Raw genomic sequence first — 24,300 nt, forward strand, 5'->3', positions numbered from 1 at the left:
CTGGGTGAGTTCTCTATAATCGAGGAATAAGATTGCATGAACGCAAAGGCGGGCTTACTGACGATGAAACCTACAATATATGATGTGGCACGGGAAGCGGGAGTCTCCATCGCTACAGTGTCCAAGGTGTTGAACAAGAGCGGGAGAATCAGTGACAAGACACGGGAGAAGGTTAACCGGATCATGGAAGAGCTGAACTACCGGCCGAGCCTGGTGGCCTCTGCGCTGACGAGCAGGCGGACGGGAACCATCGGACTGATGATTCCCGATATCGCCAACCCCTTCTTTGCAGAGGCGGCCCGTAGCATTGAGGATTATGCACAGGAGCAAGGAAGCGACTTAATCGTGTGCAGTACCGATCGGAGCGACGAGAAGGCGGACAGGTATATTTCGCTGCTCTTGCGCAAAAGAGTGGATGGCCTGATTATTGCTTCTCATACCGGAAGTACGGACATGATCCGCCATCTGCTGGCCGACCAAGTGCCGTTAGTGTTGTTCTCGGCCGATATCCGGATCATTGAGAGCAACAGTGTCACTGTGGATGACTATAAGGGAGGCTATCAGGCGACGGAATATTTACTGTCCTTGGGACATCGCAGACTAGGCATCATCTCCGACAATCTGCCAGGGAGCAAGCTGCGCGCTGAGGGCTTCCTAGATGCGCTGAAGGCGGCGGGTGTTCCGTTTGATAATCCGGTCAATATCATACATACATCGGCCACACTGGAGAATGGACGCAAGGCGGCAGCCGCGATGTTGAGTCAGGCGGAAGACCGACCGACCGCTATATTTGCCTGCAACGATCTACTCGCGATCGGGGTAATGAAGGAGGCGCGCAGCGCAGGGTTGTCGATTCCTCTTGATCTGTCCGTAGTGGGTTTTGACAATACGATGCTGGCTGAAATCTGCCATCCTACCTTGACCAGTATTGCCCAGCCTTTGCGTGAGATGACGGAGCAAGCAATGATTCTGCTGAACGAATCCATCGTTAATCCCTCTAGTCCCAAGCGCAAGATTATGCTGATGCCGGAGTTGATTGTCCGTCATTCCACGGGTCCTGCGCCGCTTTAAGTGGCAATGGAATTTGCGCAAACATTAAGAAAGTATAAGTTGCACAATATATATCCCTTATATTATCTGTTATCTGAAGACTTGTTCACCCGCTGCTTTCTGTCGGTGGACTGGTCTTTTGTTGCTTGATTTCTGGTCAGTATCCCCCAATCGCTACTTCGCTTAAACTTCAGGATTGCAAAACCTTAAATTCTAAACTATACTTAATGTAAATTTGGTTAAGCGCTTACCCCACCTCACCCCATTAATGGTTGCTTCTCATAAATACCCAGAGCTTTGTTTGATCCTTTTTCATGAATCCATTTCACTGAAGTTTTTTTCAAGGAGGCGTCACTATGAACGATTTGCAGTTCGATCCTACCCGGCCGCTGGATTTAATCGCTGTTGGTAGGCTCTGTATTGACTTGAATGCCAATGAAACCGGAAGACCGATGGAAGAGACGATGACGTTTACCAAATATGTCGGCGGATCTCCCGCCAATATCGTGATCGGCGCAGCGCGGCTAGGAATGAACACTGGTTTCATCGGCAAGATCGCGGATGATCAAATGGGGCTTTTTATCCGAACCTATTTGCAGCAGAATGGCATTGACGACAGTCAGGTGAGCGTTGACCGGACAGGCGCGGTGACTGGACTTGCTTTTACTGAAATACGGAGCCCTCAGGAATGTAGTATTCTGATGTACCGGGACCATGTGGCGGATTTGCTACTGGATACCGAAGAGATCTCAGAAGATTACATCCGAAAGTCTAAAGCGCTGCTGATCTCAGGCACCGCATTGGCACAAAGCCCGTCCCGTGAAGCCGTGTTTGTCACGCTGGAATTTGCCCGGAAGCATAATGTCACTGTATTTTTTGATCTGGATTATCGTCCATATACCTGGAAGTCAGCCGCAGAAACAGCGGTTTATTATAACCTAGCAGCTGAGAAATGCGATTGTATCATTGGCACTCGTGAGGAATTTAATATGATGGAGAACTTGTACAATGAGACAGATGCTGACGATGAAGCAACGGCAGATCGCTGGTTCTCGCACCAAGCGAAGCTAGTCGTCATCAAGCATGGAGGAAGCGGGTCAATCTCCTATACGGCGGACGGACAAAAGCACCAGAGTGGTATTTTTCCTACGAAGGTATTGAAGACGTTTGGTGCAGGTGATTCTTACGCTTCGGCCTTTATCCACAGTCTAATGCGAGGTGAAAGCGTTAGCGATGCCATGAGACGTGGCAGTGCCTCCGCATCCATCGTCATCTCACGTCATAGCTGCTCCGATGCAATGCCAACTTTAGATGAATTGGAAGCGTTCTTATTAACTAATGAGGAAATCGTCTCAGGGGCTGAGTAATCAGACGGCAGTATCAGAGAACACTAATTCAGTCACTATAGCAATCATTAACATGGTAGCAACAACATTTGCACCAATACATCACTAGAGTCGAAGGAGTGGGTAGGATGGAACAGCAAAACGTACAGGTTCTGCACAATTATATTGACGGGCAATGGGTAGAAGCAGCCACGAAGCAGACAGATCCGGTGTATAATCCGGCCTCGGGTGAGGAATTAGCCAGAGTTCCACTGTCCGGCAGAGAAGATGTAGACCGGGCTGTGGCGGCAGCGAAGGTGGCTTTTGCAGGATGGTCCAAAACGCCGGTGCCGCGAAGAGCACGGATCTTGTTCAAATACCAGCAGCTTTTGGTGGAGCATTGGGATGAACTGGCGAGAACGATTACGCTGGAGAACGGAAAAAGCTTTAAGGAAGCCTACGGAGAAGTCCAACGCGGCATCGAGTGTGTGGAATTCGCGGCTGGTGCGCCGACGCTGATGATGGGCCGGCAGCTGCCGGATATCGCGACAGGCATTGAGTCCGGAATGTATCGCTATCCCATCGGTGTGATTGGTGGGATCACTCCATTTAACTTTCCGATGATGGTACCCTGCTGGATGTTCCCGCTAGCTATTGCCTGTGGTAATACCTTTGTGCTGAAGCCCTCCGAACGTACACCGCTGCTGGCGGCGCGTTTAGTGGAACTGATGACGGAAGCCGGACTTCCGAAAGGAGTGCTCAATGTAGTTAACGGAGCACATGATGTTGTAAACGGGCTGCTAGAGCATCCGGATGTTAAAGCGATTTCCTTCGTTGGCTCGCAGCCGGTAGCTGAGTATGTATATAAGAAGGGAACAGCACATTTGAAGCGAGTTCAGGCGTTGGCAGGAGCGAAGAATCATTCCATCGTGCTTGCTGATGCGAACCTTGAAGCTTCGGCATCGCAGATTGTTAACGCTGCTTTCGGCTCTGCCGGAGAGCGCTGCATGGCTTGCTCCGTGGTAACGGTGCAGGAAGAGGTCGCGGATGAGTTAATCTCGATTCTGCTGCGTGAATGTGACAGTATGATCATTGGCAACGGCCTGAGTGAAGACACGTTTCTTGGACCGGTTATCCGCCAAAATCATAAGGACAAAACGGTTGCTTATATCGAACAGGGTGTAGCTGAGGGAGCGAAGTTGCTCAGGGATGGCCGAGAGGACGCCGCTGTGAAGGGACAGGGTTATTTTATCGGACCGACGGTTTTCGATGGGGTGACCCAGGAAATGAAGATCTGGCAGGAGGAAATTTTCGCACCCGTCCTTGCGGTGATCCGCGTTAAGGATGTGGAGGAGGCGGTTGAAGTCGCCAATGCGTCGCGGTTTGCTAACGGAGCCTGCATTTTTACGAACGATGGCGGGAAAGTGCGCTATTTCCGGGAGTATATCGAGTCAGGCATGCTTGGTGTCAATGTCGGCGTGCCAGCACCGATGGCCTTCTTCCCTTTCTCCGGCTGGAAGGATTCCTTTTACGGCGATCTTCATGCGAATGGAAGCGACGGAATCGAATTTTATACACGTAAAAAAGTCGTTACTGCCCGCTGGCAATAACAACAGACGAAGGGGGGGGATTTATGTGGATACGGTCAGATTAACGACGGCGCAGGCGCTGGTGAAATTTCTAGATCAGCAATATGTAGACTTTGGCGAAGGAGCGGAGCGTTTCGTACACGGTATATTCACCGTTTTCGGTCATGGCAATGTCCTCGGCTTGGGTCAGGCGCTGCAGGAAGCACCAGGTGCATTGACGGTCTACCAGGGGAGAAACGAGCAGGGAATGGTTCATGCAGCAACTGCGTTCGCCAAGCAGAATCGCAGGCGGAAGATTATGGCCTGCACCGCCTCGGTGGGTCCGGGAGCGGCCAACATGCTGACGGCCGCCGCCACCGCGACAGCGAATCAGATTCCGGTGCTACTGCTGCCTGGTGACACATTTGCTACCCGCCAGCCCGATCCAGTGCTACAGCAAATGGAGCATACCTATAACCTGTCGATCACGGTCAACGACGCATTTAAAGCGGTGAGTAAATATTGGGATCGGATCTATCGACCGGAGCAGCTGATGTCGGCATTGCTGAATGCAATGCGTGTGCTGACCGATCAGGCCGACACCGGAGCGGTTACGATCGCACTGCCACAGGATGTGCAAGGGGAAGCTTGGGACTATCCGATTGAGTTCTTCCGCAAGCGCATCCACCGGGTCGTTTCCCGTCTTCCCCGTCCAGATGAGATCGCCGCGGCGGCTGATCTTATTGCAGGTAAACAGCGACCTTTGCTGGTCTGCGGTGGAGGAGTCCGGTATGCGAATGCTGGAGCGGACTTACGTGCTTTTGCCGAGAAATTCGCCATCCCGTTCGGCGAAACGCAGGCTGGAAAAAGTGCAGTGGCAAGCGATTGTGCCTACAATCTCGGTGGTATAGGCGTTACCGGCAATGGCAGTGCCAATGTCCTGGCCACAGAAGCGGATCTGGTGATCGGTGTTGGCACTCGGTTTACGGACTTTACCACTGCTTCGAAGAGTCTGTTTGCGCATTCCGAAGTGGAGTTTCTGACGATCAATGCCTCTCCTTATCATGCTGCTAAACTGGATGCTCTGGCTGTAGTCTGCGATGCTGCCGAAGGTTTGAAAGCACTGACGGAAGCCCTGGAGGAGCGCGGTTACCGTTCAGGATATACGGACGAAATCGTGTCGGCAAGGAAGGTATGGGAAGTGGAAAGAGAGCGTCTCACAGGCGTGGAGTATCCGGTGAAGGAGGATGCGAACAGTGCTTCAGCTTCCTTTGTGCCCGAAATTGCCGGGCACTTGGATGACAAGCTTTCCGAGTATGCGGCGATGCTGAATACTTCTCTGACGCAAACACAAGTACTCGGGATACTCAATGAGCACCTCCCGAAAGATGCTATAGTCATTGGGGCCGCAGGCAGTCTGCCAGGTGATATGCAGCGGATGTGGAATTGCGCTGTGCCGGATACTTACCATATGGAATACGGTTTTTCGTGCATGGGTTATGAAATCTCCGGTGCACTCGGCGTGAAATTGGCTGAACCGGAACGGGAAGTATATGCGCTGGTAGGAGACGGTAGCTATCAAATGTTGCACTCTGAACTGGTGACAAGCCTTCAGGAGAACAAGAAAATTAACGTGATTCTGCTGGACAATGCTGGCTTCGGTTGTATTAACAATTTGCAGATGGAGCAGGGTCTAAACAGCATGGCCACTGAATTTCGCTACCGCGGCCCGGAGGGCCAATTGAGTGGAGAACTGATGCACATAGATTATGCCGCCAGTGCCGCCGGTTATGGAGTCAAAACCTTCCGTGCGACGACGCCTGAACAGCTTCTAAACGCACTTGAGGAAGCTCGAATGCAAGAGCGGTCCACGCTGATCGACATCAAGGTGCTGCCAAAGACAATGACACATGGCTACGGAGCCTGGTGGCATGTCGGTGTACCGGAAGTGTCCAACAGTGAAGCGGTCCAAGCGGCCTATGAGCAGAAGCTTGGGCAGCTTGGAAAGGCGCGAAGTTATTAGAATCTGTAATATTGTGAAACGGAAGGGGTAGAATCGATGATGTTCAAAGAACATGCGGTCAAGCTGGCGATTGCTCCCATCGCTTGGACCAATGATGATATGCCTGAACTGGGAAAGGACAATACCTTTGAACAGTGCATTAGCGAGATGGCACTTGCCGGGTTCCAGGGAAGTGAGGTAGGAAATAAATATCCACGCTCCCCGGAGCAGCTGCACCGGGCACTGGGACTTCGTGGACTTGAAATTGCTAGCGCCTGGTTCAGCGCGTATCTGACTGTGCGTCCGTATGAGGAGACAGCTGAGGCCTTTCGCGCGCACCGTGATTTTTTACATGTGATGGGGGCAAAAGTGATTGTGGTTTCAGAGCAGGGGCGGAGCATTCAGGGGCAAATGGATACACCGCTGTTCGCTAATAAGCCTGTGTTCACGGAAGCAGAGTGGGTCACACTTGCTAATGGACTGAGTGGACTGGGTCGTCTGGCTGCCGAAAAAGATATGACACTTGTGTATCACCACCATATGGGGACTGGTATACAGACGGGGGCTGAAATTGCCCAACTGATGAAACTTACGGAGCCCAGTGAGGTATCCCTACTGTTCGATACCGGTCATTTGGCCTTTGCCGGTGAGAATCCCTTGGAAGTGCTACGAGAGCATTTACCCCGGATTAAACATGTACATCTGAAAGATATACGTGCTGAGGTCACCCAGCGTGTCATGCAGGATCAGCTCAGCTTTCTGCAGGCTGTAAAAGCGGGAGCATTCACCGTACCTGGTGATGGCTGCATTTCGTTTGAAGAGATTTTCTCGGAATTGGCACAGCACTCCTATACAGGATGGTTCGTGGTCGAAGCGGAGCAGGACCCGGCGCTTGCAGATCCGTTAGAATATGCGATAAAGGCGCGCCGTTATATCAGGGATATCAGCGGTTTATAAGTCAATGACTGGCAGTCAATCATTGTTTGACGGACGGGCAGATATATATGCGGGGTTGCACGGCTACAGCTGTGCGCACCCCGCATTTTTCAATATCTAATCAATGATAAGTTTACTTTATACATAACTTCTTAATGTTTTGGTAAAGGGTTATCAGTCTATACATCACTACAAACCGAAGGTGCATTTCTCGGCTTGGCTTTACCGTATCGCCTATAACCACTGCTTGAATCTACTGCGCAAGCGTCGCCTGCAAAAGCAGGTCATGCGTATCTTCCGGCCAGAGGTTATGTCTGCAAGTCCCGAATAAGAGCTGGATGATCGGTTGTATAATCCTTCATTGTCAGCTACGTTATCGCGGTTGTCTCTGGAGGAGAGAAATATGCTTATTCTGAGGGTGTTTGAGGAGAAAACATATACAGAGATAAGTGAGATTCTAGGGGTTAGGCCCAATGCGCTGACTAAGAGGATGAATCGAATCAAGCATAGTATATCAACCCGAAAACGATCGTTCTCACTGAGGATGATGAATAAAACAACAGCTGTTGCCAGTATGTTAACACTATTTCTACTGATCTCTGTGACCGCTTATGCTGCGTCGGAATATATTCAGATCCGCAATAGTGAAGGGGTAGTGAAGGTTCAACATGTCGCGCCGAATGAAGCAGCGGGAGTAGCGTCTTTTGATAAATATGCAGCGCAGGTATACGCATTTGCTAAACCGGATGAACTGATCGCCTATCTTGTGAAAAATAAAGCAGGCGCATTAGGCCTGGCGACAGAATTGTCTTTTAAGTATAAAGAGCAGCGGATAGGTGCATATTCTGATTTCTTGAAGGAAATCAAACGGACAGGGGCACCAAAGCTCCCTGAATTGGCAGCAGGGTATGCTTTTAAATATGGGGTTATAAACCCTAATCTTCCGACTACAGATGCAGATAAGAAAAGTTCTCTATATCAGGATACACTACAAGATCTTACTGCCCAGGCAAACAAGGATAAAGGGAACGGTAATTTATTCATGAAGGCTATACCGTGGTCGGAGCCCGGCTGGATAAGCGCTACTTATTCGAAGGACAACGCTTATATAGGTATCTCTGCATCGATCATGAAAGATGGCAAAATGTTTGTAGAGCAGGAGCCTGAGAATCAAGCGAATAAAATTATGGTCGCAGGGACAGAAGTGATCTATAACAAAGTAGTAAAGGAAGAGGTCAGCTACGATTATCTGAATTGGTATAATGAGAAGCAGGATGCGTATTATACACTCACTAGCTATGGAAATAAGACTTTGACTGAGGAGCAATTTTTGCAGTTGGCTGGGGAGCTGTTGAAGTAGAAGAGTAGCAGGATATAAAAAAGGACAACCACGAAGACTAAACCTCGTGATTGTCCTTTTTCTATTATTAGGAGCTTAGCGCAAATTAGCCTTCCAGCAGCAGTGCTTCTGGATCTTCCAGCAATTCCTTCACTTTGACGAGGAAGCTTACCGCTTCAGAGCCGTCAACGATCCGGTGATCGTAGGAAAGGGCGATATACATCATTGGACGGTTAACGGTTCTTTCTTCATCCAACGCGATTGGACGCAATTGAATCTTATGCATCCCTAGAATACCTACTTGAGGGGTATTCAGAATCGGAGTGGATAACAAGGAACCGAATACACCACCGTTGGTGATGGTGAACGTACCACCTTGAAGCTCGGAGAGGCTTAGCGTATTAGCGCGTGCCTTGGAAGCGAGTTCGCCAATCTGACGTTCGATTTCCGGGAAGCTCAGTCGATCCGCGTCACGGACAACTGGAACCACGAGACCTTCCTTAGCTGCAACGGCAATACCGATGTCGTAGAATTTCTTAACGACCAGATCTTCACCGTCGATCTCTGCGTTCAGCAGTGGATAGGTCTTCAGTGCACCGATCACGGCTTTGGTGAAGAAGGACATGAAGCCTAGTCCAACTTCATGCTTCTCTTTAAAAGCATCCTTGCGGCGCTTGCGGATGTCGAGGATCGCTGTCATGTCCACCTCGTTGAAGGTGGTGAGCATGGCTGCGGTCTGCTGCGCTTCTACCAAGCGGCTAGCAATCGTGAGCCGTCTGCGCGACATGCGCTTGCGCTCCACGTTCTTGCCATCCTCCGGCGCGGCTTTGCTCGCTGCCGGCTTCGCTGGCTCCGGCTTGGCTTGCGCCGCCGGAGCTACCGGTGCAGCGGCCTGCGGCGCTGCTGCACCATGACCCGACACATCGGCCTGACCAATCCGGCCGATAGGATCACGGGCGCTAACCTCGCCGAGGTCGATGCCGCGCTCCCGTGCCAGCTTGCGTGCGCCCGGCGATGCCAGTGCAGCGGGGCTTTCGCCACCCGCTACAGCGACTTCGGGCGCTGCTACAGGTGCGGCTGCTGCGCTGCCGCTTGCCGGTGCCGCTTCAGGCGCTTTGCTCTCAGCGGCCTGCGGTGTACTGCCGCTAGCGGCTCCAATGATGCCGATGGCTTCGCCAACGGCTACGTTCTCGCCCGCTTGACGTAGGATGGAGGAGATGACACCCTCCACCTCCGCACTAATCTCGAGATTGACCTTATCGGTTTCTAGCTCAGCAAGCACATCCCCTTGACCGACGGTATCGCCTTCTTTAACTAACCACTTATAGATCGTTCCTTCGGATATGGATTCGCCCAAATCGGGTACTAAGATTTCTGACACAGGCCGTGACCTCCCCCAACATAATGGTTTACGCTATTGTGATACCGTCCTCTTAAGAGGACGGTACAGCCGTTTGTACTTGTGAATTTGATTTTAGGGCCTCTGTAACAATTCTACGTTGTTCAAAGCTATGAACATCTGCATAACCACTGGCCGGGCTAGAACGTTCTGGACGACCGATATATCTCACGCTTGTATTCTGTGGTGCGATGGCGCGTAACCGAGGTTCGGTGTAGCTCCAGCCACCCATATTCTTCGGCTCTTCTTGCACCCAGACAATTTCCTGAAGAGAGCGGAAGGCATTTAAATGTTCGCTCAGCTCGCGTTCTGGGAACGGGTAGAGTTGCTCTAGGCGAAGGACATGCAACCAAGACCAATCCTTATCTGAAGCAGCTTCTAGCTCTGTTTGGATATCGATAGCTACTTTACCGCTGCAGACTACTAGGCGTTTGACCTCACCTGGTTTCTGGCCTAGAAGAGGCTCTGCTAACACAGGCTGGAATTGTCCGGAGGCGAGCTCGGTTCCGGCAGATGTGCTGCGCGGATTACGAATGAGACTCTTCGGCGTCATAATCACCAGTGGCTTAGCGTCTTCCTGCCCACATAAAGCAGCTTGGCGCCGCAAGAGATGGAAATATTGAGAAGCGGTGGTCAAGTTGGCAACGGTCCAGTTCTCTTCCGCGGACAACTGTAGGAAGCGTTCCAATCTACCGCTAGAATGCTCGGGTCCCTGTCCTTCGTAGCCATGTGGTAACATAACGACAAGATTGCTGCGTTGCGTCCATTTCGCACGTCCGGCGGCAATGAACTGATCAAATATAACCTGACCTGCATTGGCGAAGTCGCCATATTGTGCTTCCCAGATGGCGAAAGTTTCTGGTGCGAACACATTATAACCATACTCAAAGCCTAGTACAGAAGCTTCAGACAGCGGACTGTTGTATACGCCAAAGGAAGCGCGGGAATCACTTAGCTGATGAAGTGGAGAGAATAATTTTCCTGTCTTACTGTCGTGCAGCACCAGATGGCGGTGTGCGAAGGTGCCGCGTTGTGCATCCTGACCGCTAAGTCTAATAGGCGTTCCATCCTTCAGAATGGTTGCGAAGGCGAGAGACTCAGCGAGTGCCCAGTCGACCTTTTCACCCTCATTCAGCGCATCCTTGCGACGCTGCAGAATTCGCTCCAGCTTCGGGTAGACTTGGAATCCATCAGGAACTGTCAGTAGCTCACGATTGATCTCTTGCAGACTGGAGATCGGTACGGCTGTAGTGCCTCCCGCTGAACGCTCCGTTTGAAGAGGAATGAAGGCTTTCGGTTCTTTTTTCTTGTAATTGCCTTCCTTCATACTATCGTAAGCACGTTGCAATACGCCTTCTGTTTCAGTGTGCATCTTTTGGACATCATCAGCTGTAAGGATTTTTTCACGCTGTAGTCGCTCCGCATACACCTTGTAGACGGTTGGATGATTGCGTACCTTACTGTAGACGATAGGTTGTGTAGTTTCAGGATCATCCATTTCGTTGTGTCCATGACGACGGTAGCCGATGAGATCAATGACGAAATCCTTTTTGAATTGATTGCGATATGCGCTAGCTAAACGAACTGCTGATATACAAGCCTCAGGATCATCAGCGTTGACATGGATAATTGGAATTTCATATCCTTTGGCGATGTCACTCGCATAATGCGTTGAACGGGAGTCTTCACTTTCTGTCGTAAAGCCGATCCGGTTATTAACAATAATATGGATCGTCCCACCATTCTGATAACCTTGAAGTTTGCCGATATTAAGTGTTTCTGCAACAATCCCTTCACCTGGAAAAGCAGCATCGCCATGCATCAGCACCGCCATTGCTTTACTGGTATCAATCTTCGGCAATCCGGCTGTGCTCCGATCTTCTTGCGCAGCGCGAGTGAAGCCTTCCACGACAGGATTGACGAATTCCAAGTGACTCGGGTTATTCGCTAGTGTTATTCTTGTGCGTACGGTTTCTCCTTCATGGACAGCACGGTCTGCACCGAGATGGTATTTCACATCACCCGTCCAGCCATAGTTAATGCCTGTAGAGCCTTCGGAAGGGAAAAGCTCCTTGTTCGGAGAATGATGAAACTCTGAAAATATAATATCATAAGGTTTGCCCAAAATATGTGCAAGAACGTTGAGGCGACCACGATGCGCCATGCCCATCAGAATATGCTCTGCGCCGTCATGCGCAGCAGCGCGTACGATTTCATCCAGCATAGGTACGAGAGCGTCATTGCCTTCCAAGCTGAAACGCTTCTGACCCACAAAGGTCTTGTGGAGGAAGGTTTCGAATTGCTCTACTTGGATCAGGCGGTTCAGCAGCTCTTTGCGTTCTGAATTATTTAAAGGTGCTGGTGAGCTTGTGGATTCTGCCTGTCTGTTCAACCATTTCAGTTCCTGTTCTTCATGTACATGCCCGAATTCATAGGCGATTGTCTTGGTGTATGCCTGACGCATGCGCTGAACAGCATCCCACCCGGTATGAACATCATTCGGCGCATTCTCCCAAATGAGCGTGGCAGGTAGTGCGATCAGATCCTCACGAGTCAGCTCATAGGTTTCGAGTTCGAGATATTTAGCCATGGGATTGTGGTCCCGCTCTAGCGGATCAATTTCAGCGGCCATATGGCCATATATACGAATATTAGCGATTAGCTTGGAAGCTCTTACTGCCTTTCTAAGCCATTCGGTGTCTCCCGAAATGCGAGGCTGTGGAGCCGGTTCGCTATCCGGTGTTAATGGTGGTGGACCCGAATTTGTAAAAAGCTCGCGATAATTATTCTCTACGGTGGAAGGATCTTTCACAAACTGTTCATATCTTTCTTGAATGTAGCCTAAATTGGGTCCGTAATACTTACTCCAAATGGATTCGTTATAGGGCTCTTTGGCTGCCATGAATACATCCTCCTTAACGGATGAACTCCATACGTGACATTTTGTGTCAACGCTTACTGGAGCTGTGATGATTGCGGTTTCATTTCTTATCTTATTGTGCTACTTTCCACACGTGTAATCAATTCATTCTTTCGTCCAATACGTTCGCAAAATGGTATGGGTTAGCTTGTTCTACTGAAAAGAACGATGTTTCTTCTCATTACCCATTCCAATGGCCTACTAAAATGATTCTAATATCCTTATTTTTAACTAAAGGGGAAGAAAGTATCGTTATATTGGCTTAATTAATTTTATGAATAGGACGAGTATCGTGTTAATAGGACAGGATATCCTAAAAAAGAGCTTCTATTTTTTGTTTTTTAATGGAAAAACTAATCAGAAATCGACAAACTTTTCCACTTTAGTATAGTATAATGTTATTGCAGTTAGCGTTTTCATATATTTCAAAGTAGATCCTTTCGTGTAAAGGGTCCAGTAAAAGGTAAACCTGCCGAAAGACAGGGGCACAAAGTCGCGGGTCTAAGGTAGAAATACTATGACAGCCGGATTGCCTGGGGACGTAAAATCTTAGGAGGAGATTTTTTGGACAAGTCCAACCAGGGAAGCTACAGAGAACAGCAGGTCATTGATCTAGACGTTGAGTGGGTACATTTATTATTAGCAGCTAAGAAGGCTGGCATAAAGACAGATGAAATTCGTCGATTCTTTCATGAGAAGACTGTGCAAGCCGTGCAGTAATACATTTAGAGCGTTATATTTCGAAAAAGGGCACAGCGAATTATCGCTGTGCCCTTTTTCGAAATATATGAAAGTATAAGTTTCACACCGTATATGATCATTATATTTTGCTAGAATACAAACGCCTTCGCGGTCCATGTTAGGAGGGCGAAGGCGTTTATGCTTGATAGTATGAGTAGAAGAGGATCTTATCAGGTCAGTGTAATATTAATCCTTCTGATCAAGGCGCCATTTCTGGTAGTCCAGAAACTCCTTGAATTCGCGTTTGCTTATGCCTGAGGCCATAGCTTCCTGCACCAATCGGAACCATTCCGAATCTAAAGGTGATTCCTCAGCATCATTAGGCTCTCCATAGAGTAAAGCGTGGATGGATACCTGAAGCGCGTCGGCGATCTTTTCGATAAACTGGATTGAAGGATTGGATTGGATGTTTCTCTCCACATTGCTAAGATACGACTTAGCAACATCCGCTCTGTCCGCAAGCTCAGATAGGGACAATCCCTTTTCTAGGCGGAGATGCTGGATACGTTGGCCCATATTTTGTGGCACTATGCTGACGCCCCTCCGTAATTTTTGTTATTAGTATAGCAAATATCATTAAATTCGACAAAGTTTATTGTAAAGAGAAAAGCAGCATCTACTTATCCGTTTTCCGGAATAAGAATCTGCTGCTCTTCGAATGGAAGACTTATTAGATTATTTAGCGGATCCAGCAGTTTGCTTAGCTACGAAATCCCAAGTCAGTGTTAAGCTATCACCTTGGAAAATATTTTGATCTTGGTTATTTTCCACAAATTCAAATTGGACTGAGAAGCTGTCATTGGTGCCGGCTTTAATGCCAGATGCTTCAGTAAAGAGTTGATCCCAACCCGTATTTTTTACGAGGTCTGGATGCTGACTTTTTAAAGCAGCCAGTGTAGTCTCATAAACTACATCTTCCGGAGCGACGACAGGTATTCCCTTATCATTATTTCTAAGGAATTTAACTTTGATGAACTCTGCTAAATCCAGGTAGTTATCACCTTTAGCATCCGTAATTTGAGTGGTTGTGTTCAGTATAATAGACCCAATATCGAGCGAACCGTCATTTTTTAATTTGAAACTTCTAAGCACAGTATCACCTGGCTTCAGGTTTGCAATATTTACGATAACGGAAGGGTCGGAGTTCAAATCTAGTGTACCTGCTGCAAATGTAGCAGTGCTTTGTGCAGTGTCACTAAAGTAAGCGAAGGTTCCTCCACCAATCAATGATAAACCCAGTGCTGCAGATGCTACGCCAAGACCTAATGTTTTCTTGATACCCATAATTAAAATTCCTCCTCGGTTTTTGTGGTTAAATTTTATAAAATTTATATATTGTAACTTCCGGTTCGTAAGCGGAAGCGGACAATCAACGAATTACTGTATTTCAGTTGGAGGTGGAGAGGCGGGCAGTATAGCAGCATTTTTCTTTTCGAGTGCAGCTACTGCCTTCCATGACGAGTACAGGGCATAGAGCAGGAGCATCAAGCCAGGTACGATCATGAGCACAACACTTCCAGCTTTGGAAACCGCGAAATTCATAGCGTAACCTACATAAGGTACGGTGACCCCGGTATATTCAGCTACAACATTCGTTGAGCTGGTAGGGTTCATATCAGGCGCATCATTGTTATCGCCTTTCGTGCGATACATGGCTTCACCGGTAGCGTTATTCATTGTTGCTTCTACAACACGGTGAGTAATGAGTAGGTTTTCTTCATTTCTAAAGGTGATGACATCGCCTTTTTGGAAGCGATTCATATCTCCTCCGGGTTTTAAAGCGACAATCGATCCGGTCTGAATCCCTGGTTCCATCGAACCTGAGAGTACGGATTTGATCTGGTATCCGAAGAAGGCAGGCTCACCGCCGGAGGCTTTAGATAAAACTACGGCTACTACCAGCAGAATGAAAATCACAAGCATGATGCTCGATAATATATTGTTGATCATTTTTTTAATCCGCATATTATTCTCCACCTTTAACTTGTTGAGGGTTGGAAGGAGCTTGTGTTGCTGCCGGTGGGGAAGAAGAAGCTGTATCTTCCGCTTCTGGCGTCTCCTGAGGAACCTCTTGCTGTGGTACATCTTTTGGAGTCGTTAGCTCTTCGCCAATTTCCGGTTCGACCGGGTTAGTAGCTGGGGCTTTAGGGTCTTCTTTATTTATGTTCTCTGGAGCAGCTTCACCTGTCGGTGGAGTCTCTTCCGCCTTCGCTTTCTCTTCCGCTTTCGCTTTGTCCTCGGCTTCTTGCTTTTCTTTTTTCTCCAGGGCCAAACGCTCTTCTTCTTTCTTTGCTTGTTCCAGCGCCTCTAGTCGGACTTTCTCAAGCGCTTCCAATTGTTGGTCTCGGGTTTGACTGATCAATTGGAGCTGACTCTGAAGATTGCTGATTCCTGAAGTAGCCGATTCTTTAAGACCATTCATTTCAGAATTAAAGCTTTCATAAGTGGAGGTAAGTTCGCTAGAGATATTGCCGGTCGGCTGATTAAAAGCAATCAGGAAGGGCAGGGGCTGCTGAAACGCTCTGTTGCTTAACTCAAGTTGTCCATAAACATCACTGGTCACTACCGAAGCAAATGGAAGACCTATGTCGTGAATGGAGCTTAGGTAATGAATCACTCCATTTAAGGAAGCGTTCAAGGATTCAGAGAGTACACCGCTTTGATTCAGACTATTTTGTAGGTCACTGAAGAATTGTTCATCCTTGATTTCTAGACAGTTTGAATCTAGTGAGGTCATATATCCTCCAATCTGGAATAGTACGGCTGCTGCTGCATTTAGCTCACTATTGATGTCATTCCAAATCTGGCTGTTGCTAGCCAGCTGCTCATTAACGCCATCGATTTGGGATTGAAGCGCGGAGATTTGCGTGGAAATCTCTTGCGCTGCGACATCAAGCTCATCCAGCGACATGCCTTCTATTCCCGAAACGTCTGAGAGACTGCCCGAGAGGGTATAGCTTTGCAGCGATCCTTTTAAAGCAACAGCTCTTTCGACATGATCTTTGAGTTCTGTAAGAAGTCCCTTGATTGAGTTTGGAAATACTTCGCAAAAGCTAATTGTGCTAGTGGCTTGCGTAGTAGCTCCAAAACCACCATAGGTACTACCCACTTGCTGCGAGGTATACAGAAATAAGACGGAGACAGCCATGCCTGATTGCAGAACACGTAATCCGATTTGCCTCTTTCTTTTAGGTCTTCTTTTTGCTGATCTGGGTCTCAGAGGAATACCTCCCCTCAATGTCTTGAGTTTCTTTGGTTCGTTATTATCGTTCTTTATTAAGAATGACTTCTTGTATTGAATAATACAGGGAATAAATCAAAAAGAAAACTGCAAATAAATCTCGTTTGTGCTCTATAAAGAACAAAAATGTTAATTTATCTCTATTTATCTCATTTTATCGCTTGTTATCTAATTATATTCGCAATAAAGAACGATGCTAAAAAAGGGGATTGCATTAAAATAGCCGACTCTCGCGAGAGTCGGCTATAAAGAATCATCGGGGTTCAATTAGAGGTATGGGTTAGGGAAGACGCGCAAAAAAAGAGGCCCTAAGGCCTCTACTCTGTATTGAGTGGTGTTCCAATATCATTTAACTTGCGTGTTACAACATCATCATAGAGACGTTGCAGCCATTTTAGCTCAGTCAGGGTGTGCTCGTAGGTGCCGTACATGAGATGAAGTGCGGAACGAGGAACAATAGGAATATGCTCTTCATACACCTGATAAGCCAGATTCACTTGATGCTCCGTTTCACGGATACGTTCCTCGAGTAATTTCTCTACCTTGCTTTGATCGACATGACGGGTCATGGCAAGAGCCATATACATCGGATGAAAGAAGGGCTCGTTCTTCTTAATCTGCTGTAGAATTAGCTGCTCGAATAAAGTTTTGCCTTGTTCAGTAATACCGTAAATCGTTTTGTCAGGACGATCACTGCTGCTAATAACCTCTAAGGCCTCGATATAACCATCTTGTGCAAGCTTATCGACAGCGTAATAGAGAGATCCGAGCTGCAGCTTTGTAATTCGGTCCATGGAGCGCTCTTTCATAACCAGTGTAATTTCATAGGGATGCATGTTCCGTTCCAGCAGTAGACCGAGAATTGCCAATTTCATCGACATAATGGTTACCTTTTGCCCTCGGACGCCTGAACAGCTTTACCTGGAATGGTGAGACGGTCTTTTGGCATAAGCAGCACAAAGACTAAACCAAGGGCGGCAGGAATCAAGGCCCACATAAAGGTATGCGCGATAGAAGAGGACAGTGCACTAGATATTTTCTCTAAGATTTCAGGTGGAATCTTGGCTCTTGCTTCAGGTGTCAGGGCCGCCCGTGGATCGCCGAAGCCCGCTGACTGCTCACTACCGCCAAAAGCATCGCTAATACTGCTGGTGAAGCTATTTCGCTGAATAATACCGAAGATCGTAATCCCCAGCGTCATCCCAAGAGAGCGCATAAAGGTACTTGTTGAAGTTGCCGAACCGCGTTGGCGCATATCGAAATTATGGATCGCCGCCATACTCAGTACGGAGAAGGAGAAGCCCACGCCGAACCCAGTCAAGGCCATGAATACATTTAGCATGAGACGGGAGGTATCTGGTGATAAAGTGCTCAGACTGTAGACACCTGCGACAAAGCAGACTGCGGATAGGATCATAATGTTGCGGAAGCTGGTTTTTGTTGTAAGTAGACCCCCAGTCTGACTGCCAACGACCGTACCGATCATCATCGGCATGAGAATCAGGCCTGAGTTCGTAGCTGAACCACCAAATACGCCTTGCACAAAGATAGGAATGTAGATAGTAGCTACGATAAAGGCAGAGCCATAGAACAAGCTGGTCACGCTACTTGTTGCAAACAGTCGTTTGCGGAACATCGCGAACGAGATGATAGGTTCAGCCGCCACTCTCTCAATGAAGATGAACGCCAGCAAGAGAACAGCAAAGCCCGCGAATAAGCCGAGGATGACACTAGAATCCCAAGCGTATTGGTTGCCTCCCAGTTCTAGCGCAAACATTAGGCAGATAATGGCGCCGACGAGAGTGAAGGCTCCGCCCCAGTCGATGCGCTGTTTAGCGTGAGAGATCGATTCCTTGTAAGAAGTTGCAATCAGAAAAAGTGCAATAATTCCGAGTGGCAGGTTAATGTAGAATACCCACTGCCAGCCAACATAGTCGGTAATATATGCACCCAGTAACGGTCCGAGTACACTGGAGATTCCGAAGACGGCACCGAATAGGCCGGTCAGCTTTCCTCTTTTTTCAGGTGGGTAAATGTCGAAGACGATGGTGAAGGCGATTGGCATTAGTGCGCCGCCGCCGATCCCTTGAATCGCGCGGTAAATGCTGAGCTGTGTAATACTGGTGGCAGTACCGCACAGAGCCGAGCCAATCAGGAATACAATCAGACCGAACATGAAGAAACGTTTACGTCCATACATATCCGAAAGCTTGCCGAAGATAGGGGTTCCAGCCATTACCATGACCATATAAGCCGAGGTGACCCATACGATTTTGTCCAGACCACCAAGGTCGGAGACAATGGTACCCATAGCTGAAGCTACAATGGTATTGTCCATAGCGGACATAAGAATACCGAGCAGCAGGCCAACAACTACGAGTTTAAGATTACTTTCTTTAGTATGCATGCTTCGCAGGCTCCTTTTTCTAAATAGTGAAAAATCCGTTCGAAAAATGTTCATAGTTTAGAAACAAAATTTATTATATTCAAATTTGAATAGGGTGGCAATAGTTTTTTATCAAATATAAGAAGTATAAGTTTCACACCATACTATATGTCTTATATTTCTCGCTTAAACGCTTACCGTACTTATAAGGACGCCGAAGGCGTTTATGCTTGAAAAAATGGAATTGGAGTGTGATAGGAATTAAGGATGTCTCTTGACATACCCTACGGGGGTATATTATATTATTGGCAAGGAGGCTGATTCCTGTGTCTACTAGTAACAAAGAACAAGCTGAGAAATTCTGCGACGGTGACTGTCATTCCTCGGCATCTGGAGAACGAATAAGTCATCATTCGGCAGATTTTAAGAGTAGTTTGAATACTCGCCTCAACCGGATTGAGGGTCAGATCCGCGGGATAAAGGGTATGATAGAGCGGGATACTTATTGTGATGATGTGCTCAACCAGCTCGCAGCCGTTCAAGCGGCTCTAAACGGTGTTGGTAAGATGTTGCTGGAAGGGCATATGAAGAGTTGTATAGTTGAACGAATTGAAGCCGGTGAACATGAGGTTATCGACGAGCTCCTAATTACGGTTAACAAATTAATGAAATAATAAGCTAATGCTCATATAGCAGGGCTTCATAACATTTATTGGAGGTTATAATTATGTCAAACGCTACACTTAATGTAGAAGGAATGTCTTGTGGTCACTGTGTTAGCTCTGTAGAGAAGGCCGTAGGCAATCTTGGAGCAACTGCTAAGGTTGATCTCGCAGCTAAGAAAGTTTCCGTTGAGTATGATGAGAACAAGGTTAGTCTTGGAGCGATTAAAGAAGCCATTGAAGATCAAGGGTATGATGTAGTTTAATTTGAAGTACAGTAATAAGGCTTGGAGCTGTTTGGGGAATTGCCCAAGCTCCAAAGCCTTTTCTTTTTTTAGAAATTATCATACCCTATAGGGGTATGAGGAGGCTTAGGAATCATGGATAAGTTAAAAACAACATCTTCACCAAACGAACAGCAAGCGACCATACAGATTACAGGCATGACCTGTTCCGCTTGTGCAGCTCGAATTGAGAAAGGTTTGTCCCGGATGGAGGGTGTTTCTCGCGCAAATGTAAATTTAGCCTTGGAACAAGCTACTGTCGGATTCGATCCTTCTGTATCAGGGTTACCACAAATTGAAGATAAAATCCACGCTCTTGGCTACGATACCGTCAAAGAGACCGCGGATTTTGATATATCAGGCATGACCTGCGCTGCATGCTCGGCACGGATCGAAAAAGTGTTGAGTCGTACGCCAGGTATAGCAGCGGTGAACGTGAATTTAGCACTGGAAACGGCACATGTGGAGTATACACCCAGTAACATCAGTCCAAGAGAGATCATGGAAAAGGTAAGCAGCATCGGGTATAAAGCTTCGCTTAAAGAAGACCGCAAAGATCATGTGGATCGTCGTGTACAGGAAATTCAGCATAAGAAATGGAAGTGGATCATTTCTGCTATTCTTTCTTTCCCATTGTTATGGGCGATGGCAGGTCATTTCTCATTCACAAGCTGGATTCCAACACCGGAGATGTTTATGAATCCTTGGTTTCAGCTTGTTCTGGCGACTCCCGTACAGTTTATCATCGGCTGGCAGTTTTATGTAGGCGCGTATAAAGCATTTCGTAACGGGAGTGCTAATATGGATGTGTTAGTCGTATTAGGAACATCAGCGGCGTATTTCTATAGTCTCTATCTGACGATTGATTCATTAAGTATGAAGGGAATGAATCATACCGCCCAAATGTATTATGAGACGAGTGCTGTACTCATCACACTCATACTCGTAGGTAAATGGTTCGAGGCGCTGGCGAAAGGCCGTTCCTCTGACGCCATTAAGAGCTTAATGGGTCTTCAGGCAAAGACCGCTCTCGTAATTCGTGATGGGCAAGAGATGAATATCTCGACAGATGAAGTGATTCCTGGCGATATTGTGCTGGTGAAGCCCGGAACAAAGGTACCAGTGGATGGTGAGGTAGTAGAGGGTTCCTCTTCTGTGGACGAGTCTATGTTGACCGGCGAAAGTATTCCTGTAGAGAAAAAACCAGGAGATACCGTTATCGGTGCTACTTTAAATAAGAATGGGATCATGAGAATCAAAGCAAATAAAGTAGGAAGAGACACTGCACTTGCCCAAATCATAAGAGTGGTGGAAGAGGCCCAGGGCTCTAAAGCGCCGATTCAGCGGATCGCGGATGTCATTTCAGGAATTTTTGTACCGATTGTTGTAGGAATTGCGGTGATCACTTTCTTGGTCTGGTACTTCTGGGCAGCACCTGGTCAATTCGCCGATGCCCTTGAAAAAGCCATTGCGGTGCTCGTAATCGCTTGTCCATGTGCACTAGGTCTAGCAACGCCGACCTCTATTATGGCGGGATCGGGCCGCGCTGCGGAGCTTGGCATCCTGTTCAAGGGCGGTGAGCATTTAGAAGGCGCACAAGGGATTAAGATTGTTGTCTTAGATAAGACAGGTACGGTCACAAACGGTAAACCCGTGCTGACTGATATCGTGACTACAACTGGAATTGCCGCTTATGGTAAAGAAAATGCTGAGAATCGTCTATTAGCTTTAACTGCGGCAGCCGAGAAATTGTCAGAGCATCCGCTTGCGGAAGCCATTGTAGCAGGAGCTGCCGAAAGAGGATTGACCTTGCCCACCGCTGAACAGCTTGATAATGTGCCTGGACGGGGTATTATGGCTGTTGTCTCCAATCAACAAGTTAGGGTGGGTACACGGCGCATGATGGAAGACCATCAATTGGACATCACAGAGTGGGCTCCAATCATGAAGAGGCTGGAAGAGGCAGGAAAGACAGCTATGCTTGTAGCGGTGGACGATGAAATTGCCGGAATTGTAGCTGTGGCTGATACGATTAAGCCGACTTCAAAGGCGGCTGTAGCAGCGCTTCATGATATGGGTATAGAGGTCGTTATGATCACAGGTGACAATAAAATTACAGCGGAGGCTATTGCGAAGCAAGCAGGTATTAGAAAAGTGTTAGCAGAGGTTCTACCGGAAGGCAAAGCCGAGGAAGTTCGTAAGCTGCAGCGGAATGGGACAAAGGTAGCCATGGTTGGGGATGGGATCAATGATGCTCCTGCACTGGCTACTGCTGATACGGGCATGGCGATCGGTACAGGTACGGATGTAGCCATGGAGGCTGCGGATATTACGCTGATGCGGGGTGATCTGAAGAGCATACCCGATGCCATTATGATGAGCCGTAAAACGATGGGTAATATTAAACAGAATTTGTTCTGGGCGCTTGCTTACAATACAATAGGTATACCGATTGCTGCACTTGGATTTCTAGCTCCATGGCTAGCTGGAGCTGCGATGGCATTCAGTTCCGTGTCCGTCGTATTGAATGCACTTCGGCTACAGCGGGTTAAGCTGTAAGAGAATCATAACTATGTAAGGAGTGGCCGCTGTGCAAGAAAACAACGAGACAATATCTCTACTAATGAGACATGCATCCGTCCGCAAGTATCAGGATAAGCCAGTAAGTGAAGAGCAGCTTACAGCGATTATTGAAGCAGGTCAAATGGCTTCGACTTCCAGCAGTGTACAAGCCTATAGTGTTATTGCAGTGACTGACTCGGCTCTAAAAGCAGAGCTTGCCGGATTAGCAGGCAATCAGGCTTATATAGAACAATGCCCAGTCTTCTTGGTCTGGTGTGCGGATCTGTATCGTCTGCGTGAGGTGACGAAACCTCATTTGCAGGGAAAGACTTCGTATGAAGATTCTGCTGAGAACCTTATAGTAGCTACTGTTGATGTTACGCTTGCTGCACAGAATGCTGCTGTGGCTGCGGAATCACTTGGGCTCGGGATTGTTTATATCGGCGGAATCCGTAACCGGATCGCGGAGGTATCTGAGCTGCTGGGACTGCCTGAACTGGTCTACCCGATATTTGGAATGTGTGTGGGCTACCCTGACGGAGCCTCGGGCCTGCGTCCGCGTCTTCCATTAGAGGCTGTTCTGCATCGCAATCGGTACAATGCCGAAACCACATTGGAGCAGGTCAAGACTTACGATCAGGTCTCTTCAGACTATATGCGTGAGCGGACCCACGGTGCCAAGGATACACCTTGGTCGGTGATCATGGCAGAGCGTTTGGCACAGCCAACACGGCTGCATATGAAGGAGTTCCTAGAGGAAAAGGGATTCTTCAAGAGGTAATCTAGCGTTTTCGCTTAAGAGGTTGCTCTATTCGTAGTTAAAACTACGGATAGGGCAGCCTCTTTTTTTGTGTCCTGAGGCATGAAGGTGACAGTTGTCATCTTAAAGAAATGACAGTCCATACTAATGTCAGGTCCTCTTTTTCCATATGATTGAAATAGATCAAACGCATTCGGAATCGGAGGGGTTACGGAATGGACATTGTTATAGAGATGAATGGAGTCAGCAAATTATATAAGGATAAGAAAGCGGTAGATAACATCAGCTTCAACATTGCTAAAGGATCGATTACAGCAATTCTTGGACCGAACGGAGCAGGCAAAACAACGGCATTGGGAATGTTATTGGGGCTATTAGAGCCCACTGAAGGTACTGTGAAAATATTCGGACAACATCCGAAAGATAAAGCGGTGCGTGAAAAGACCGGTGCGATGCTGCAGGAGGTAAGTGTCATGGATCGGTTAAAGGTTCGGGAGATCATTGCCCTGATCCGTAGCTATTATCCTCAGCCTATGGATATGGAATTTCTAATTAAAGCTACAGGGCTTGCGCCAGCGGATTTAAATAGATACGCCGAGAAGCTCTCGGGCGGTCAAAAGCGTAGTCTCGGCTTCGCGCTGGCCCTAGCGGGTAATCCAGAGCTGATCTTTTTCGATGAACCTACGGTTGGACTTGATATTACTTCCCGGCGGCGGTTCTGGGATACGGTTCGTGGACTTGCGGAGCAGGGCAAGACGATTGTGTTCACGACGCATTATTTGCAGGAAGCCGAAGATATTGCGGATCGTATTCTGTTGTTCAGCAAAGGTCATTTAGTTGCAGACGGAAGTCCAGATGAGATTAAATCGCGGATTGTGAAGCGTTCGCTATCCTTTTTGCCAATAGGTGATCGATCTAAATTACGCAGGAGCCTGCTGGAGCTAACCGCTATTGAGGATTGTTATGAAAAAGAAGGCCGAATTCATGTGACGACAGACGATACGGATGAAGCGCTGCGAGCGATTTTTGTTACTGGACTTCCCGTGAAGGATGTTCGGATAGATCAGGGACGTTTGGATGATGCTTTTGAACAATTGACCATGAACCAAGAGGAGGCTATCTAAA

Annotated in this window: 21 protein-coding genes, 1 pseudogene and 1 riboswitch; of the genes and pseudogenes, 14 read left to right on the forward strand and 8 right to left on the reverse strand. The window is 47.8% G+C overall.

Going from position 1 to position 24,300, the window contains the following annotated elements:
• Window positions 1-36 precede the first annotated feature (36 nt).
• The 8 genes and pseudogenes from MHH52_RS01870 to MHH52_RS01905 all read left to right on the forward strand — a co-directional run bounded on the left by MHH52_RS01870 (window position 37) and on the right by MHH52_RS01905 (window position 8,241).
• Window positions 37-1,071, forward strand: coding sequence for a LacI family DNA-binding transcriptional regulator (locus MHH52_RS01870; protein WP_340006293.1), 1,035 nt, complete (start codon window positions 37-39; stop codon window positions 1,069-1,071).
• 335 nt (window positions 1,072-1,406) lie between these two features.
• Entirely contained in the window at window positions 1,407-2,417 is a 1,011-nt protein-coding gene (gene iolC, locus MHH52_RS01875) for a 5-dehydro-2-deoxygluconokinase (protein WP_340006295.1), read from the forward strand.
• Window positions 2,418-2,524: 107 nt separating this feature from the next.
• Window positions 2,525-3,985, forward strand: a complete 1,461-nt coding sequence (locus MHH52_RS01880) for a CoA-acylating methylmalonate-semialdehyde dehydrogenase (RefSeq protein ID WP_340006297.1) — start codon at window positions 2,525-2,527, stop codon at window positions 3,983-3,985.
• Window positions 3,986-4,010: 25 nt separating this feature from the next.
• On the forward strand, window positions 4,011-5,966 hold the full coding sequence (iolD, locus tag MHH52_RS01885) for a 3D-(3,5/4)-trihydroxycyclohexane-1,2-dione acylhydrolase (decyclizing) (RefSeq protein WP_340006298.1): 1,956 nt from the start codon (window positions 4,011-4,013) through the stop codon (window positions 5,964-5,966).
• A 39-nt stretch (window positions 5,967-6,005) separates the two neighbouring features.
• The gene (gene iolE, locus MHH52_RS01890) at window positions 6,006-6,902 is read left to right on the forward strand and encodes a myo-inosose-2 dehydratase (RefSeq protein ID WP_340009455.1); all 897 of its coding nucleotides are present in this window, start codon (window positions 6,006-6,008) and stop codon (window positions 6,900-6,902) included.
• A 139-nt stretch (window positions 6,903-7,041) separates the two neighbouring features.
• Window positions 7,042-7,212, forward strand: coding sequence for a sigma factor (locus MHH52_RS01895; RefSeq protein WP_340006299.1), 171 nt, complete (start codon window positions 7,042-7,044; stop codon window positions 7,210-7,212).
• 30 nt (window positions 7,213-7,242) lie between these two features.
• Window positions 7,243-7,371: pseudogene (locus MHH52_RS01900) on the forward strand (sigma factor-like helix-turn-helix DNA-binding protein); the annotation flags it as partial.
• A gap of 54 nt (window positions 7,372-7,425) precedes the next feature.
• Window positions 7,426-8,241, forward strand: coding sequence for a hypothetical protein (locus MHH52_RS01905; RefSeq protein ID WP_340009878.1), 816 nt, complete (start codon window positions 7,426-7,428; stop codon window positions 8,239-8,241).
• Window positions 8,242-8,326: 85 nt separating this feature from the next.
• Here the strand turns inward: MHH52_RS01905 and odhB are convergent, their stop codons facing one another.
• Together odhB and MHH52_RS01915 are read right to left on the reverse strand one after the other, a co-directional pair.
• Complete coding sequence (odhB, locus tag MHH52_RS01910) at window positions 8,327-9,601, reverse strand: 2-oxoglutarate dehydrogenase complex dihydrolipoyllysine-residue succinyltransferase (protein WP_340006300.1); 1,275 nt, start codon at window positions 9,599-9,601, stop codon at window positions 8,327-8,329.
• 52 nt (window positions 9,602-9,653) lie between these two features.
• Window positions 9,654-12,521, reverse strand: coding sequence for a 2-oxoglutarate dehydrogenase E1 component (locus MHH52_RS01915; protein ID WP_340006302.1), 2,868 nt, complete (start codon window positions 12,519-12,521; stop codon window positions 9,654-9,656).
• 470 nt (window positions 12,522-12,991) lie between these two features.
• Window positions 12,992-13,076, forward strand: a riboswitch (cyclic di-GMP riboswitch).
• Between the two features lie 27 nt (window positions 13,077-13,103).
• Here MHH52_RS01915 and MHH52_RS01920 point away from each other — a divergent pair.
• Entirely contained in the window at window positions 13,104-13,259 is a 156-nt protein-coding gene (locus tag MHH52_RS01920) for an anti-repressor SinI family protein (protein WP_340006305.1), read from the forward strand.
• 207 nt (window positions 13,260-13,466) lie between these two features.
• Here the strand turns inward: MHH52_RS01920 and MHH52_RS01925 are convergent, their stop codons facing one another.
• The 6 genes from MHH52_RS01925 to MHH52_RS01950 all read right to left on the reverse strand — a co-directional run bounded on the left by MHH52_RS01925 (window position 13,467) and on the right by MHH52_RS01950 (window position 18,928).
• Window positions 13,467-13,796: a helix-turn-helix domain-containing protein gene (locus MHH52_RS01925; protein WP_042131791.1), complete on the reverse strand. Its 330-nt coding sequence runs from the start codon at window positions 13,794-13,796 to the stop codon at window positions 13,467-13,469.
• A 159-nt stretch (window positions 13,797-13,955) separates the two neighbouring features.
• Complete coding sequence (locus MHH52_RS01930) at window positions 13,956-14,564, reverse strand: TasA family protein (protein ID WP_340006307.1); 609 nt, start codon at window positions 14,562-14,564, stop codon at window positions 13,956-13,958.
• A 93-nt stretch (window positions 14,565-14,657) separates the two neighbouring features.
• Window positions 14,658-15,245, reverse strand: coding sequence for a signal peptidase I (locus MHH52_RS01935; RefSeq protein ID WP_340006308.1), 588 nt, complete (start codon window positions 15,243-15,245; stop codon window positions 14,658-14,660).
• A gap of 1 nt (window position 15,246) precedes the next feature.
• Window positions 15,247-16,428: a hypothetical protein gene (locus MHH52_RS01940; protein WP_340006310.1), complete on the reverse strand. Its 1,182-nt coding sequence runs from the start codon at window positions 16,426-16,428 to the stop codon at window positions 15,247-15,249.
• 410 nt (window positions 16,429-16,838) lie between these two features.
• A complete protein-coding gene (locus MHH52_RS01945) occupies window positions 16,839-17,402 on the reverse strand; it encodes a PadR family transcriptional regulator (RefSeq protein ID WP_313639022.1) in 564 nt (187 codons plus the stop codon).
• A gap of 5 nt (window positions 17,403-17,407) precedes the next feature.
• The gene (locus tag MHH52_RS01950; RefSeq protein ID WP_340006312.1) at window positions 17,408-18,928 is read right to left on the reverse strand and encodes an MDR family MFS transporter; all 1,521 of its coding nucleotides are present in this window, start codon (window positions 18,926-18,928) and stop codon (window positions 17,408-17,410) included.
• 380 nt (window positions 18,929-19,308) lie between these two features.
• On the opposite strand from MHH52_RS01950, the gene MHH52_RS01955 reads away from it, so the two are divergent.
• From MHH52_RS01955 to MHH52_RS01975, 5 genes are all read left to right on the forward strand, one after another.
• Window positions 19,309-19,581, forward strand: a complete 273-nt coding sequence (locus tag MHH52_RS01955) for a metal-sensitive transcriptional regulator (RefSeq protein ID WP_313642030.1) — start codon at window positions 19,309-19,311, stop codon at window positions 19,579-19,581.
• Between the two features lie 53 nt (window positions 19,582-19,634).
• Window positions 19,635-19,835: a copper chaperone CopZ gene (copZ, locus tag MHH52_RS01960; RefSeq protein ID WP_042123576.1), complete on the forward strand. Its 201-nt coding sequence runs from the start codon at window positions 19,635-19,637 to the stop codon at window positions 19,833-19,835.
• Window positions 19,836-19,949: 114 nt separating this feature from the next.
• The gene (locus MHH52_RS01965) at window positions 19,950-22,412 is read left to right on the forward strand and encodes a heavy metal translocating P-type ATPase (protein WP_340006315.1); all 2,463 of its coding nucleotides are present in this window, start codon (window positions 19,950-19,952) and stop codon (window positions 22,410-22,412) included.
• A 31-nt stretch (window positions 22,413-22,443) separates the two neighbouring features.
• Complete coding sequence (gene nfsA, locus MHH52_RS01970; protein WP_340006317.1) at window positions 22,444-23,196, forward strand: oxygen-insensitive NADPH nitroreductase; 753 nt, start codon at window positions 22,444-22,446, stop codon at window positions 23,194-23,196.
• Between the two features lie 194 nt (window positions 23,197-23,390).
• Window positions 23,391-24,299: an ABC transporter ATP-binding protein gene (locus MHH52_RS01975; RefSeq protein WP_340006320.1), complete on the forward strand. Its 909-nt coding sequence runs from the start codon at window positions 23,391-23,393 to the stop codon at window positions 24,297-24,299.
• Window position 24,300 lies beyond the last annotated feature (1 nt).

It is taken from the genome of Paenibacillus sp. FSL K6-0276 (genome assembly GCF_037977235.1).
Classification (GTDB): Bacteria; Bacillota; Bacilli; order Paenibacillales; family Paenibacillaceae; genus Paenibacillus_AQ.

Bases quoted from the DNA above. Each gene is read 5' to 3' on its own strand.
- MHH52_RS01870 (WP_340006293.1), top strand. From the start codon at position 37: ATGAACGCAAAGGCGGGCTTACTGACGATGAAACCTACAATATATGAT.
- iolC (WP_340006295.1), top strand. From the start codon at position 1,407: ATGAACGATTTGCAGTTCGATCCTACCCGGCCGCTGGATTTAATCGCT.
- MHH52_RS01880 (WP_340006297.1), top strand. From the start codon at position 2,525: ATGGAACAGCAAAACGTACAGGTTCTGCACAATTATATTGACGGGCAA.
- iolE (WP_340009455.1), top strand. From the start codon at position 6,006: ATGTTCAAAGAACATGCGGTCAAGCTGGCGATTGCTCCCATCGCTTGG.
- MHH52_RS01905 (WP_340009878.1), top strand. From the start codon at position 7,426: ATGATGAATAAAACAACAGCTGTTGCCAGTATGTTAACACTATTTCTA.
- MHH52_RS01915 (WP_340006302.1), bottom strand. From the start codon at position 12,521: ATGGCAGCCAAAGAGCCCTATAACGAATCCATTTGGAGTAAGTATTAC.
- MHH52_RS01925 (WP_042131791.1), bottom strand. From the start codon at position 13,796: ATGGGCCAACGTATCCAGCATCTCCGCCTAGAAAAGGGATTGTCCCTA.
- MHH52_RS01930 (WP_340006307.1), bottom strand. From the start codon at position 14,564: ATGGGTATCAAGAAAACATTAGGTCTTGGCGTAGCATCTGCAGCACTG.
- MHH52_RS01935 (WP_340006308.1), bottom strand. From the start codon at position 15,245: ATGCGGATTAAAAAAATGATCAACAATATATTATCGAGCATCATGCTT.
- MHH52_RS01940 (WP_340006310.1), bottom strand. From the start codon at position 16,428: ATGGCTGTCTCCGTCTTATTTCTGTATACCTCGCAGCAAGTGGGTAGT.
- MHH52_RS01945 (WP_313639022.1), bottom strand. From the start codon at position 17,402: ATGTCGATGAAATTGGCAATTCTCGGTCTACTGCTGGAACGGAACATG.
- MHH52_RS01950 (WP_340006312.1), bottom strand. From the start codon at position 18,928: ATGCATACTAAAGAAAGTAATCTTAAACTCGTAGTTGTTGGCCTGCTG.
- copZ (WP_042123576.1), top strand. From the start codon at position 19,635: ATGTCAAACGCTACACTTAATGTAGAAGGAATGTCTTGTGGTCACTGT.
- MHH52_RS01965 (WP_340006315.1), top strand. From the start codon at position 19,950: ATGGATAAGTTAAAAACAACATCTTCACCAAACGAACAGCAAGCGACC.
- MHH52_RS01975 (WP_340006320.1), top strand. From the start codon at position 23,391: ATGGACATTGTTATAGAGATGAATGGAGTCAGCAAATTATATAAGGAT.